The organism is Enterococcus sp. FZMF, from assembly GCF_030263915.1.
Lineage (GTDB): Bacteria > Bacillota > Bacilli > Lactobacillales > Enterococcaceae > Enterococcus_D > Enterococcus_D casseliflavus.
In genome coordinates, this window is the sequence record NZ_CP127160.1 from 335,835 (window position 1) to 350,033 (window position 14,199).

Here is a 14,199-nt window from a genome sequence, read left to right on the forward strand (position 1 = left end):
AAGGTCAGCAGATGGGAAAGATCCAAGAGTTATCCGAACGTCTGGCGAACCAAATCGCGGCAGGAGAAGTCGTTGAGCGACCGGCTTCTGTCGTCAAAGAATTAGTTGAAAACGCCGTGGATGCCGGCAGTACCCAAATCGATATTTTTATTGAAGAAGCGGGCTTGCGTAAAATCCAAGTCATCGATAATGGCGAAGGAATTGCAGAAGAGGATGTCTTGACTGCCTTTAAACGCCACGCCACCAGTAAAATCCACAATCGGGATGACTTGTTTCGAATACGTACCCTCGGGTTTCGCGGGGAAGCTTTGCCTAGTATCGCTTCGGTTTCGATCCTCTCGATTGAAACGGCAGTCAAAGGCGCCCAACAAGGCTCCTTTGTGCGCTTAAAAGGCGGCGCTGTTGAAGAGCATCTGCCTGCCAACTTGCGGCAAGGAACCAAGATCACTGTGGAAAACCTCTTTTACAATACACCGGCACGTTTGAAATATGTCAAGACGCTGCAAACGGAACTAGCGAACATCGGCGATATCGTCAATCGGATCGCCCTGAGCCACCCAGAAGTGGCTTTTCGTCTCGTTCATGAAGGCAATAAGATGTTGAGCACCACTGGAAGTGGGCAGTTAAAACAAACCATCGCAGGGATCTACGGGGTGGAAACCGCCAAAAAAATGATCGCGATCGATACTGAGGACCTCGACTTTAAAGTCACTGGCTTTGTGTCACTGCCAGAAGTCACCCGAGCCAGCCGCAACTATTTATCCACGATCATCAATGGTCGTTATATTCGCAACTTCGCTTTGAATAAAGCGATCGTTGCTGGTTACGGATCAAAATTGATGGTCGGTCGTTTTCCATTAGCTGTCCTTGAAATCAAAATGGACCCCTTATTAGTCGATGTCAACGTTCATCCGACTAAGCAAGAAGTTCGTTTGTCAAAAGAAGAAGAATTGACCAAGCTAATCAGTAAAGCCATCAATGAGGCGCTGCGGGAAATCAATTTGATTCCTAACGCGGCTGACAATCTGCGTTTTAAGAAAAAAGTTGCCGATCAGCCAAAAGTCCAGCAGCTTGGCTTGGAACTGGAGTCAGCAGGAAATTCGACTTCTGGGTTGTCTTATAATCGCGAAACAGGGAAATTTGAGGTGCGGGGCAACACTTATCAACAGACTGTGGATAACTCTGTGGAAAAACCTGTGGAGGAAGGTGGAAAACTTCCAGAAATGCCACAGGAATCTAGCGACAACCTGTTGGAAGAAACCGAGGAAACCTTTCGCAGTTTGGAAGAGACGCTGCCAAATAAGCCTGTCCGAAAACCATTTGTGGAAGGCCAGACGGAAACAAAAGCGTCGCTGCCAGAAGTGCCAGTCTTTCTCCCAGATGAGACGCCAGAGCTTACGGCGCAAGATCTGCAAAGTCAAGCGACTCTGCATCCTGAAATGCATGGGGATGACCGCAACTACCTAAAAACGGTCGAACGGTTGCTGGAAGAAGAACCAGCGAAGGAGCGTTTTCCCCAATTGGATTATTTTGGGCAGATGCATGGGACCTATTTGTTTGCCCAAAGCGAGGCGGGGCTATATATCGTCGACCAGCATGCGGCGCAAGAACGAATCAAATACGAGTATTACCGCGAAAAAATCGGCGAAGTGACCAATGACCTGCAAGAATTGTTGGTGCCGATCGTTTTGGATTATCCCAACAGCGATGCACTGCAATTACAAGAACAAAGCGACAAGCTGGCAGAAGTCGGGATCCATCTGGAATCTTTTGGGACCAATAGTTTCATCGTCCGAGCGCACCCGACGTGGTACCCTAGCGGTGAAGAAGAAGCCATCATCCGCGAAATGATCGATATGTTATTGACGACAGGAAGTGTCAGTGTCAAAAAGTTTCGTGAAGCAACCGCGATCATGATGAGCTGCAAACGATCCATCAAAGCCAATCACTATTTGAATGAAGCACAAGCTAGGATCTTGTTGCAAGATTTAGCGAAATGCGAGAATCCCTTCAACTGTCCCCATGGTCGTCCGGTGCTGATCCATTTCACCAACAGCGACATGGAGCGGATGTTCAAACGGATTCAAGATCCTCATCGAGCAAGGAGTGGCATGGAATGATTATTTTGGCTTCACAGTCGCCGCGGCGCAAAGAATTATTAGCGGAGTTAGTCTCGGAATTTGCGGTCATACCAGCAGATATCGACGAGTCGGTCCGACCAAACGAAGCTGCGATCCCTTATGTCCAACGGATGGCAGCAGAAAAAGTGGCGGCTATTGCACAAACCAATCCTGAAGATCTGGTGATCGCAAGCGATACGACGGTCGTGGTGGATGAAGAAATCTTAGGAAAGCCAGTCGACCGTAAAGATGCTCGGTCGATGTTGCGAAAAATGAGCGGACGTACCCATTGGGTGCATACCGCCGTCGTTTTGCAAAAAGGCAAACAGCAACGCCAAGCAGTGGTTTCGACGGAAGTTGTGTTTCGTCCTTTGACGGATCAAGAGATCGACAAGTATCTTGCCTTAGATGAGTACCAAGACAAAGCGGGCGCTTATGGGATCCAAGGGGCAGCCAAAATATTTGTCTCATCGATAAACGGCGATTTTTATACGATCGTAGGATTTCCTGTCGCTACGGTCTATCAGTTGTTGCAAGAGTTTACGGAGGAGGAATAAGGATGGATGTTTCTGGTAGTTGTCTTTGCGGCAAAGTCACGATCAACTTGACGGGAGTTGCGAAAGAAATCACGGTTTGTCATTGTAGTCTCTGTCAGAAATTTCACGGCGGACCGATGTTTGCTCTTGCGCCATGCGCTGAGGACCAGATAGCTCTTCAAGGAGCGAAGTGGCTGCGACGTTACGATTCTTCTGAGTGGGCACAGCGAGGATTTTGCAGTCAATGCGGCTCGAGCCTGTTCTTTTACCTCAAAGAAGCACACACCTATTTTTTTGCGGCTGGGTTGTTTGGCAATTTGCCAGAAGCTGTCTTAACCGAAGAAATCTATACAAAAGATCAACCGCATTTCTACCATTTTGCGGAACCAACGACTCGTTGGCAAAAGCTGCAAAACCCTTAAGCAATTTGAGCAAGTCATTTTACATTCGCTAAGAAAAAAGGCATGATAGAGCATACAGGATGAGTCTAGAGGAAAAGCAGGTGAAAAAATGACAGATAAAAAAGAATTAAAAGAAAAATTGTCGCCAATCGAATATGCGGTTACCCAAGAAAATGCAACCGAACGCCCCTTTACTGGCGAGTATGATGATTTTTATGAAAAAGGGATCTATGTTGATATCGTCAACGGAGAACCATTGTTTGCTTCTACTGATAAATATGACGCAGGTTGTGGCTGGCCGTCCTTTTCGAAACCGATCAGTCGCCAAGATATTCAAGAAAAAGCTGATTTTTCTCACGGCATGCATCGGGTAGAAGTCCGCAGCAAAGAAGCTGACTCTCATTTAGGACATGTTTTTTCAGACGGTCCTCAGGACAAAGGCGGTTTGCGCTATTGTATCAACTCGGCAGCATTGAAGTTCATCCCTTTAGCAGAAATGGATGAAAAAGGCTATGGCGAATTCAAATCACTCGTTGAGTAAGTATTAGGAACTGTGTGCGAAAAAAAGACGCAGCAGCATGTCTCGTTTGAAAAAATGCGACTGAAACAACGGTTTTTCCTCCGTTTGTTTCCTGCTAAGCCTTTTCCTTCGTTCACAGTCCTTTTTTTGCCCTCTCGTCTGTGCTACAATAAAGGGAACATATGTACAGAAAGGAAAGCACATGTACGAATATATCATAGGAAAAGTAACGGATATCTTTCCGGCGTATATCGTCGTTGAGACTCATGGCATCGGCTATCAGATCGCTTTTGGCAATCCGTATTCATTTAGCGGCAAGTTGAACCAAGAAGTAAAAATCTATCTGCACCAAGTGATTCGTGAAGATGCTCATAGTCTCTACGGCTTTGCCACGATCGAAGGCAAGCAGTTGTTTTTAAAATTGATCAGTGTCTCAGGTATTGGACCAAAGAGTGCGTTAGCAATCATGGCCAATGAAGACCATACAGGGTTGATCACGGCAGTCGAAAATGGGGACGTCAACTATTTGACTAAGTTCCCAGGTGTCGGTAAAAAGACGGCGCAGCAAATGATCCTAGACTTGAAAGGCAAAGTGGCTGAACTGGTTGGAGAAGAAGCGATCGTTCCTCTAAGCGTAGCAACGACTGCTTTAGATGAAGCAATGGAAGCCTTGAAAGCATTGGGTTATAGCGAAAAAGAAGTCAAGAAAGCCGAAAAACAATTAGCGGCGAATACCACAAAATCGACGGATGAGTACTTGCGGGAAGCTCTCCGATTGATGATGAAAAAGTAAGGAGCAAGTAGACGATGGATGAACGAATTGTTTCGCCAGAAAGCACAGAACAAGAAGAGATTATCGAAAAATCCTTGCGTCCGCAAACCCTTACCCAATATATCGGACAAGACAAAGTCAAGCAGGAGCTTTCGATTTATATCCAAGCGGCGAAAAATCGAGAAGAAGCGTTGGATCATGTCCTCTTATATGGTCCGCCAGGCTTAGGGAAAACAACGATGGCAATGGTGATCGCCAACGAGATGCAGGTCCAAATCAAGACGACCAGCGGTCCTGCGATCGAAAAACCAGGGGATTTGATTGCGATCTTGAATGAGCTGCAGCCGGGGGATGTTCTGTTTATCGATGAGATCCATCGCTTGCCTCGTGTCGCCGAAGAAATGCTTTATTCGGCAATGGAAGATTTTTATGTGGATATCATGGTGGGGCAAGGGACAACGGCTCACCCAGTTCATTTTCCGCTCCCGCCATTTACCTTAGTCGGCGCAACGACGCGGGCGGGGATGCTCTCGGCGCCACTACGGGATCGCTTCGGGATCATTTCTCATATGCAATATTATGAAGACCATGATTTAAAAGAGATCGTGCAGCGGACTGCGTCGATCTTTGAAACGGATATCGTGGAAGAAGGGGCGATCGAAATCGCCCGCAGATCCCGAGGCACTCCACGGATCGCCAACCGTTTGCTTAAACGAGTTCGCGATTATGCGCAAGTACAAGCGGATGGGTTGATCGATCGCACCGTTGCTGACCAGGCATTGGCGCTTTTGGCAGTCGATCATGCTGGCTTGGATTATATCGATCAGAAATTGATCCGCACGATGATCGAATTGTATCAAGGCGGCCCGGTGGGATTAAGTACGATCGCTGTCAATATCGGGGAAGAAACCGAAACAGTGGAAGATATGTACGAACCGTTTTTGATCCAAAAAGGATTTTTGAAACGCACCTCGCGTGGGCGGATCGCAACGCCGTTAGCCTATGACCATTTTGGCTATCCCCAAAGAAGTGAATAGAACGAAGCAGCAATCAACGATGATTGCTGCTTTTTTGTGCTTTTGGTGAAACGTTTCTTTTTATTTTTTAATAATTTCTGTGAATTAATCGATGTTGAAAAAATACAATATTTGTGAAATTTGATTAAAAGGGAATGTTTGGAAAAAGGATTTCTTATGAAAAAGCTGATATGAAAGCTCTTGTATTTGTGAGGAACCCAACAAAATTTGTGAAAAAAGAAAAGTTGAAAAAAATAATTGGAAAGGCTTGCATTTTCGATTGGCAGCGGATATAATCTTTTTGTAGAAACGTTTCACCGAAATGTGGAGATATACGTAGTGTTGCGAGGATAGAAAGAAGGAGATTTTGTGTATGAGTAAACTGCAAAAGTTTTATAGTCAACGGCAGCTTCACTGGATGGTTTTTCCCGGCGTGGCATTTATGATCGTATTTAATTATATTCCGATCTACGGAATTATAATCGCTTTCAAAAACTATACGGTGATTGACACGATTTCATCAGCACCATGGGTCGGGTTAGAGAATTTCCGTATCATTATGAATGACAGTTTTTTCTGGGAAGCGGTTAGAAATACGTTAGCCATCAGCTTATTGAAATTAGGTTTAGGTTTTGCGATCCCGATTGTGTTAGCCATTATGATTTTTGAAATGCAAGATGGCCGCTTGAAGAAATTTATTCAAACGGTTTCATACATTCCCCATTTTTTCTCATGGATCGTGCTAGGTGGGATGATGATTTCTTGGCTGTCAACGAACGGCTTTATCAACCAAGTGCTGATGTCCGTAGGATTGATGGACAAAGGGGTCAATCATCTATTGGATCCAAGCAAATATTGGTGGATCGCGGTCCTTTCGGATCTATGGAAAGAAGTCGGCTGGGGAACGATCCTTTACTTGGCAGGTATGTCGCGGATCGATCCAACGTTTTATGAAGCCGCACGAATCGATGGTGCCAGCAAGCTAAGACAGATTCGTTCGATCACATTGCCATTACTGACACCGATCATCTCCTTAAACTTGATTCTGAATGTGAGCGGTATCTTAGGGTCAAACCTAGATCAAACATTAGTTTTAATGAATTCACAGAACCAAAACCGTTCAGAAGTCATCAACTCCTTCGTTTATAAAATGGGGTTGACGCAAGGTGATTTCTCTTATGCAACTGCTGTCGGCTTGGGCATCGCGGTCATTTCCGTCATCTTATTGGTGATCACGGATCGAGTGACCCGCAAGTTGAACAACGGCAATTCAGTTATCTTATAGGAGGAAAAAACATGATCAAAAGAAAAGCAAAAGAAAACACGTGGTTTTACTTCTTCAATACCGTGATCTTGATTTTATTCTCATTGATGATCATCGTACCGATTTGGAATATCTTGGTTTCCTCCGTGTCTTCTAGTTCTGGATTAGCGGGCAACGGCCTCGTGTTATGGCCCAAAGGCTTTACCTGGGAAAACTATCGGAAAGTTTTTTCCGACGCAAGTATCCCCCGTGCCTTCTTGATCTCAGTGTTAAAAACGGTTCTTGGGGCTGCGACCCATACCTTGTTTTGTGCGATCGTGGCTTACGGATTGAGTAAATCACGCTTGGTCGGCCGCAACATCTATACAACGATGGGGGTCATCACCATGTACTTCAGTGGTGGTATGATTCCAACGTACTTGCTGATTCGCTCGCTAGGATTACTGGATTCTTTCTGGGTCTACATTATTCCAGCCTTGTTCAGCTACTATGATGTCGTGATTTTAATGAACTTTTTCCGTGAGATTCCGCCTTCACTCGAAGAATCTGCGAAGATCGACGGTGCAAGTGAATTCCAAATCTTCTATAAAATCTTCTTACCATTAACGAAACCGGCCTTGGCAACCATCATCTTGTTCAACGGGGTTGGCCAATGGAACGATTTTATGACGACAAAACTGTATATCACAAAAGAGTATCTCTATCCGCTGCAAATGAAGATTTATGAAATCATCGTCCAATCCAACTTGAGTACGATGACTGAAAGCGGTAGTACCGACTTTATCGTCCAAGCAACGACCCGTGGGGTTCAGTTGGCTACGATCGTCATCACGACAGTGCCAATTTTAATTATATATCCATTGCTTCAAAAACACTTTATCGGCGGTATGATGGCCGGTGCAGTAAAAGAATAGAAAGAGGGATAGACATGAAAAAAGTAGTAGGCGGTTTATTGGCAGCATCAGCATTACTCAGCTTAGCAGCATGTGGCGGCAGCTCAGACAATGCCAGCAGTTCGGATTTTTCTATCAAAGATCGGTATGAGTTAGATGAAAAGACACCAGCATGGAAACTCGATACCAAAGAAGAACCAACCAAGATCACATGGTACATCAATTCAGACTGGACAGCTTTGCCATTTGGTGAAGATGTGACGACAGCCCAAATCAAAAAAGATTTGAACATTGATATTGAATTTATTTCAGGGGATGATTCGAAATTAAACGCTTTGATTTCAAGTGGTGATATGCCTGATATCGTGACGTTGATGGATAAAACCAGTCAAGCAGCCACAAAAGCTGATAGCTGGGCATACTCATTGAACGATTTAGCGGAACAATACGATCCGTATTTGATGAATGTCGTGACCGAAGATACCTTCAAATGGTTTGCTTTAGATGATGGCAAAACTTATGGCTATCCAAACTATTCCAACACAGCAGCAGACTACGAAAGCGGCAATATTCCCGTCAACGACAACTTTGTGATCCGTGAAGATGTCTATGAAGCATTAGGCAAACCAGATGTTTCAACTCCAGAAAACTATGTGAAAGTCATGAAAGAAATCAGCGAGAAATTCCCTGATTTGACACCAATGGGCTTCACAACGATCGGCGAAACAGCAGGACCATTCTTAGATAAATTGCAAGATTTCTTAGGTGTTCCATTAGAAGATGAAGATGGTGCGTTCTACGACCGTAATTTAGATGAAGAATATATCTCATGGTTGAAAACCTTCAATCAAGTGTATCGTGACGGCAACATCAGTGATGACAGCTTTACCGATGACGGTCCAACCTATGATGAAAAAGTAAAACAAGGGGACTATGCAACGATCTTAGTCGCAGGAACGAGCGGACAAGGTGGGAACTTCACTGAATTCATGAAAAACTCTGACACACGCTACATCGCAATCGATGGCCCTGCCAGCACGTCTGGTCGTGAAGCAACCTTGAACCAAACAGGAATCTCTGGCTGGTTGATCAACTACATCACAAAAGATGCGGCGGATCCAGCAAAAGTAACCCAACTCTTCACGTACTTGATCGATGAACCAGGACAAATTTTGACAAAATTCGGTGTTGAAGGCGTGACGTATGAATATAACGATGAAGGCAAAATCGATTACTTGCCAGAAATCAAAGAAATGGAACAAACCGACAACGAAGGCTACAACAAAAAATATGGTATCAGCCGTTTCAACTACTTTAACAATGACCGTGTCAATGCAATGAAAGTCAAAACCGAAAATGCGTTGACTCAAATGCAAGAGTGGGGCGAAGGCAAATTGTATCCACACTTTGTGATTGAAAATACGGATCCAGATGCTGGAACTGCTGAAGCACGTTCAAACACAGCCATCAAAACCAAAATCAACAGCACGATCATCTCATTGATCCGTTCAAAAGATGAAGGAACATTTGACAGCACACTAACCGACTTTGAAAGCTTCTTAGATTCAAACAACTGGGATGCAATCAAAGACATTAAAACTGAAAAAATGGCCGAAAACCGCGAACGACTAAAATAACCCCCATAGGAGAGGAAAGGAAGCCAAAAAAAAGACCTTTCCTCTCCTTTGCTTTGAATCACTGCGATTGGCTCACGTAGTGAGACAGAGCAGATGATGAAAAGTACTAGGCGACCGCAGGGAGCGTAGTGTCCATGCAAAGAATCACTGCGATTGGCTCACGTAGTGAGACATGTAAGCTGCACTTAGTGGGTTTTGCTTAGTGCAACTGTAGGCGAAGCGAAAGCGGAGACGAGCAGATGATGAAAAGTACTAGGCGACCGCAGGGAGCGTAGTGTCCATGCAAAGAATCACTGCGATTGGCTCACGTAGTGAGACATGTAAGCTGCACTTAGTGGGTTTTGCTTAGTGCAACTGTAGGCGAAGCGAAAGCGGAGACGAGCAGATGATGAAAAGTACTAGGCGACCGCAGGGAGCGTAGTGTCCGTACAAAGAATCACTGCGATTGGCTCACGTAGTGAGACGTGCAAGCTGCAACCCAGAAAACTGTACGTTGAGAAACGACCCAAATTCACAAGAAGGCAAGAAACAAGTTTACGTAGCACCCGCAGCACAAATCAGCAAGTTTTGATTGGAGGATCATAATGAATCGACTATTTTCTTATGAAGGATGGTACTATCGGGTCTTTGCTTTTTTAGCAGATATGATCATTGTTAGTTTTCTCTTTATGATTCCAACAATGACGCTGATTCTCGCAGGACCAGCATTGATCGCGCTGTATCAGACGATCGATCAATTGTACAAGGAACGGGATGTCCCGATTTGGCAGCGATACAAGCAAGCATTCTTAAGCAACCTCAAACGTGGGCTCTTCTTAGAAGGTCTTGTTATTGCGTATGTCGCAGTCTTTGCTGGGTTGATCTATTCCTTGATGATGATTACACCTTACTTTGGCGTTTTAGCCGTGATCCTCGTCAGCTTGGCTGCGCTGTATCTCGTCGTGTTCGTTCTCTTGTACAGCTTGTTTGCCCAATCATTGCAAGAAACAGCAAAAGAAACGGCCTATGCGGTTCTTAGCAGTACGGCGAATGCGATCATTTTATTGGTGATCCCCATTCTTGTCTTTGTATTGTGCAGCAAAGTGAACCTATTCTTATTTGTTTGTTTAGGGATCTCAGGCTCAGCCTTTGTCCAAGTGTTGTTTTTCAATAAAGTATTAGCGAAGGGGGAAGAGACAAATGACTGAATCCACAGCGACGGATCGATCCTATTTTTGGGCTTCGGTCCAACAAGAACTTGACACCCTTCCGCTAGCCTTTGAAAGAACCAAACAAGCGCCTTTGCTGAAAGGGATCGATTGTTTTACGATTTCTTTTCAAAGTCTTGGTAATGAAACGATCTATGGGCATCTGCTGCTGCCAGAACAAGCGGCAGATTGTCCAATCGTGATTGATTTTTTAGGCTATATGAATCATGTGCAAGAACCGTTCCAATTTGCTCATTGGTTATTGATCGGCTGCGGCTGTCTTGTCATCGACAATCGCGGACAAGGGGGACGCACGCAAGATCAGGTTCCCTATGAAACCACGCAGCATGAAGCACCTTTTGGACGCGGCATCTTGAAAAAAGAAGATTTTTATATGAAGCGATTGGTCGCAGATAGTTTGCGCACACTAGAAGTCCTTCAACAGATACCGGAAATCGATCCGCAGCGCATTATTTTAAGAGGCGGCTCACAAGGAGGCGGCATCGCCTTATTGGTCAACGCATTAACGAACGTCCCGATTTTTGCGACGTTTGCCGATGTGCCAAGCCACTCCAATCTTGTCCATCGGATCGAACAAAAAACAGGAAGTTACCAGGTGATTCAAGAGTATATCGAACAATTTCCAGAAACGCGGGAAACGATCTATCAAGTCATGAGTTATTTTGATTTGAAGTATTTTGCTCATCAGATAACTGGTCCTGTTTATACATCGGTCGGCAGTGCTGATCCCATCTGTCCCATGGAAGATTTCTTCGTTTCCTATAAAAAGATTCCTGGACCGAAAGAATTGCGTATTTACTTAAATAAAGGGCATGGCGGCGGCGAAGCGAAACAAATCCGTCGTGAAATGCAGCAAATCACAAAATTACTCAAAGGAAATGAATGAAGATGAAAGTAGCAACCTACAATCTACGAGTCGATACCGACTATGACCAAGAATGGCAATGGCACTATCGATCGGAGGCGGTCTGCTCCTTGATCGATTACTACGACTGGGATGTTCTGGCGATCCAAGAAGCTCGTCCCAGCCAATTTGCAGATTTAGCAAAGTTAGCGCAGTATGCTTCCGTCACGGCTGAACGTGACGGTGATGACTTAGGCGAAGGCATCGGACTGTATTATCAAAAAGAGGCTTTCGAGTTATTAGCTTCAGGTTCGTTTTGGTTGTCATTGACACCGACTGAACCAAGTATTCATCCAGAAGCTGCGTATTCACGCTTATGTGTTTGGGCAGTCTTGCAGGAAAAAAAGAATCCGCCGTTTCTTGCTATCACGACTCATTTAGATAATATTTCAGAAATGGCTCGTTTTGAAGGGATGAAAGTGATCCTTGAGCAGCTGGCAGATCAGATCGAACGCTATCCTGTATTGCTGATGGGCGACTTGAATGCGGAGCCAACGGAGCGGGTGCATCGGTACTTAGAGCAGCATTTTCAAAATGCCAAAGAACATGGACAAAATCCCCATCATGGGCCAAAAGGCTCCTATCAAAATTTTATTTATACGTTACCATGGCAAGAACTAGAAGAAATTGATTATATCTATACGAAAGGCTTCACGGTGGTCAAAACCGCCTGTCTAACGGATTCTTGTGATCGTCGTTTTCCCTCCGATCATTTTCCTTTAGAAGCAGAAGTCCAATTTGAAGAAAGCAAAGGATGAATAAAAATGGAACAGCAGAAATTAACCGAACTACTTTCAGAAATGACCTTAGATGAAAAAATCGATCAGTTGCTGCAACTGGCAGCGGCTTTTTATTCAGATAAAGCAGAAGAGAAAACAGGTCCGATGGGCGACTTAGGACTGACACAAGAAAACATCAACAATGCGGGAACAACGCTAGGTGTTTCTGGTGCAAAAGAAGCGATCCGCGTCCAAAAAGAGTATATCGCCAATAACCGCTTGAATATCCCGACGATATTGATGGCGGACATCATTCACGGCTTTCGGACGATTTTCCCGATTCCATTAGGATTAGGTAGTTCATGGGATTTGGCAGCAGCGGAGAAAATGGCGGAAGTATCTGCCAAAGAAGCAGCTGTTTCTGGCTTGCATGTGACCTTTTCACCGATGGTGGACTTAGTAAGAGACCCACGCTGGGGCCGTGTCATGGAATCGACGGGGGAAGATCCTTACTTGAACAGTCGCTTCGCTGAAGCCTTCGTCAAAGGCTATCAAGGGGATGATCTGCGAACGGATTTCAACCGCGTGGCTGCTTGCGTCAAACATTTTGCGGCTTACGGTGCGGCTATCGGTGGTCGCGATTACAACACGGTCAATATGTCAGAACGCCAACTGCGAGAAAGTTATTTGCCAGGCTATAAAGCAGCCCTTGATGCTGGTGCCAAGCTGGTGATGACCTCCTTTAATACGGTAGACGGCATTCCAGCAACGGCCAATCGCTGGCTTTTCCGCGATGTTTTGCGAGAAGAATTCGGGTTTGAAGGCGTTGTGATCTCTGACTGGGCAGCAATCAAAGAAGTGATCGCTCATGGCGCAGCGGAGGATGAAAAACATGCCGCTGAACTAGCCATCAAAGCTGGGGTCGATATCGAGATGATGACGACTTGCTACACCGATAACTTGAAAGAGTTGATCGCAGAAGGCACCGTTGAGGAAGCCTTAGTCGATGAAGCGGTGCTAAGAATCTTGACCTTAAAAAATGAGCTGGGACTATTTGAAAATCCATACCGTGGCGCTGATGAAGCCGCTGAAGCAGCCACTGTTTTGTCTCAAGAACACCGTGAGATCGCCAGCGATATCGCAAAGAAATCAATGGTGTTGTTGAAAAATGAAGGTGTTCTGCCGTTGCAGAAAACCGAAAAAGTCGCAATCGTAGGCCCAGGTGCTCACTCCCGTGATCTATTAGGGGCTTGGTCTTGGCAAGGGAAACAAGAAGAAGTAGTGACATTAGTGGAGGGTGCTCAAGCCTTGGGTGCGGATCTGTTGATCGGTCAAGAGCCCTTTGATTATTTTGCACCGTCTGAAGCGGCGATCCAAGAAGCGATCGAATTAGTGAAGGCAGCCGATAAAGTGGTCCTAGCGCTAGGAGAGCAGGAATGGATGAGCGGTGAAGCTGCCAGCCGCAGCGACATTCGTTTGCCGCAAGCCCAATTATCCTTGGTTGAAACCTTGAAAGAATACAACGAGCAATTGATCGTAACTCTTTATAACGGTCGTCCTCTTGATTTGCAAGGTGTGGATGCAGCCAAAGCGATCGTCGAGGCTTGGTTCCCTGGAACCGAAGGCGGAAACGCACTTGCTCAGATCCTGTGGGGAGAATACAATCCAAGCGGTCGCTTGAGCATGTCATTCCCAGAAACCGTTGGACAAGTTCCTGTGTATTACAACGTTGACAATACCGGTCGTCCTTATGAAAGTGCACCGGATGAAAAATATGTCTCAAAATATTTGGATGTCTCCAATTATGCCAAATATCCATTTGGGTTTGGCTTGAGTTATAGCCCAGTTGCGTATTCTGCGGTGACGTTGGATCAGCCGACTATGACCAAAGATCAAACGGTCACGGCTTCCATCACTGTTACGAACCAAGGAACAGCAGCGGTCTGGGAAACGGTCCAATGCTACATTCGCGATTTAGTCGGTGAAGTGGTTCGCCCAGTGAAAGAACTGAAAGGCTTTAAGAAAATTTGGCTAGAGGCTGGCGAATCAGCAACCGTTCAATTTGAGATCACGGAAGAACTGCTGCGCTATGTCCACAGCAACCAACAAGTAAGCAGTGATCCAGGGAAATTCCACATCATGATTGGTGGGAACAGCCGAGACACCCAACAAACAACCCTGCAATTAGTTAGGTAAGATAGGAAGGTTT

The 14,199-nt window shown here is 45.3% G+C and carries 13 protein-coding genes; all 13 read left to right on the forward strand.

The genetic code is table 11. The features are described from left to right. Positions 1-11: 11 nt before the first annotated feature. On the forward strand, positions 12-2,120 hold the full coding sequence (gene mutL, locus QN079_RS01635) for a DNA mismatch repair endonuclease MutL (RefSeq protein ID WP_289230301.1): 2,109 nt from the start codon (positions 12-14) through the stop codon (positions 2,118-2,120). Further along, complete coding sequence (locus QN079_RS01640; protein ID WP_289230302.1) at positions 2,117-2,677, forward strand: Maf family protein; 561 nt, start codon at positions 2,117-2,119, stop codon at positions 2,675-2,677. The genes mutL and QN079_RS01640 overlap by 4 nt, the downstream gene beginning before the upstream one ends. Positions 2,678-2,679: 2 nt before the next feature. Then, positions 2,680-3,078 carry a GFA family protein gene (locus tag QN079_RS01645; RefSeq protein ID WP_015508833.1) on the forward strand — a complete coding sequence of 133 codons (399 nt, stop codon included), beginning with the start codon at positions 2,680-2,682 and terminating at the stop codon, positions 3,076-3,078. A gap of 88 nt (positions 3,079-3,166) precedes the next feature. Then, positions 3,167-3,598, forward strand: a complete 432-nt coding sequence (gene msrB, locus QN079_RS01650; protein ID WP_008376288.1) for a peptide-methionine (R)-S-oxide reductase MsrB — start codon at positions 3,167-3,169, stop codon at positions 3,596-3,598. A 181-nt stretch (positions 3,599-3,779) separates the two neighbouring features. Beyond that, complete coding sequence (gene ruvA / locus QN079_RS01655) at positions 3,780-4,370, forward strand: Holliday junction branch migration protein RuvA (protein WP_005232405.1); 591 nt, start codon at positions 3,780-3,782, stop codon at positions 4,368-4,370. 14 nt (positions 4,371-4,384) lie between these two features. Next, positions 4,385-5,386: a Holliday junction branch migration DNA helicase RuvB gene (gene ruvB, locus QN079_RS01660; protein WP_289230303.1), complete on the forward strand. Its 1,002-nt coding sequence runs from the start codon at positions 4,385-4,387 to the stop codon at positions 5,384-5,386. A gap of 352 nt (positions 5,387-5,738) precedes the next feature. Then, positions 5,739-6,650 carry an ABC transporter permease gene (locus QN079_RS01665; protein ID WP_005232388.1) on the forward strand — a complete coding sequence of 304 codons (912 nt, stop codon included), beginning with the start codon at positions 5,739-5,741 and terminating at the stop codon, positions 6,648-6,650. A gap of 11 nt (positions 6,651-6,661) precedes the next feature. Next, positions 6,662-7,543 carry a carbohydrate ABC transporter permease gene (locus QN079_RS01670; RefSeq protein WP_005227173.1) on the forward strand — a complete coding sequence of 294 codons (882 nt, stop codon included), beginning with the start codon at positions 6,662-6,664 and terminating at the stop codon, positions 7,541-7,543. 14 nt (positions 7,544-7,557) lie between these two features. Beyond that, positions 7,558-9,159 carry a type 2 periplasmic-binding domain-containing protein gene (locus QN079_RS01675; RefSeq protein WP_010748650.1) on the forward strand — a complete coding sequence of 534 codons (1,602 nt, stop codon included), beginning with the start codon at positions 7,558-7,560 and terminating at the stop codon, positions 9,157-9,159. Between the two features lie 584 nt (positions 9,160-9,743). After that, a complete protein-coding gene (locus tag QN079_RS01680) occupies positions 9,744-10,346 on the forward strand; it encodes a DUF624 domain-containing protein (protein WP_289230304.1) in 603 nt (200 codons plus the stop codon). Further along, positions 10,339-11,253: an acetylxylan esterase gene (locus QN079_RS01685; RefSeq protein WP_289230305.1), complete on the forward strand. Its 915-nt coding sequence runs from the start codon at positions 10,339-10,341 to the stop codon at positions 11,251-11,253. Before QN079_RS01680 ends, QN079_RS01685 begins: the two co-directional genes overlap by 8 nt. Further along, positions 11,250-12,029, forward strand: a complete 780-nt coding sequence (locus QN079_RS01690) for an endonuclease/exonuclease/phosphatase family protein (RefSeq protein WP_289230306.1) — start codon at positions 11,250-11,252, stop codon at positions 12,027-12,029. Before QN079_RS01685 ends, QN079_RS01690 begins: the two co-directional genes overlap by 4 nt. A gap of 6 nt (positions 12,030-12,035) precedes the next feature. Then, entirely contained in the window at positions 12,036-14,186 is a 2,151-nt protein-coding gene (locus QN079_RS01695) for a glycoside hydrolase family 3 N-terminal domain-containing protein (RefSeq protein WP_005227178.1), read from the forward strand. Positions 14,187-14,199: the final 13 nt, after the last annotated feature.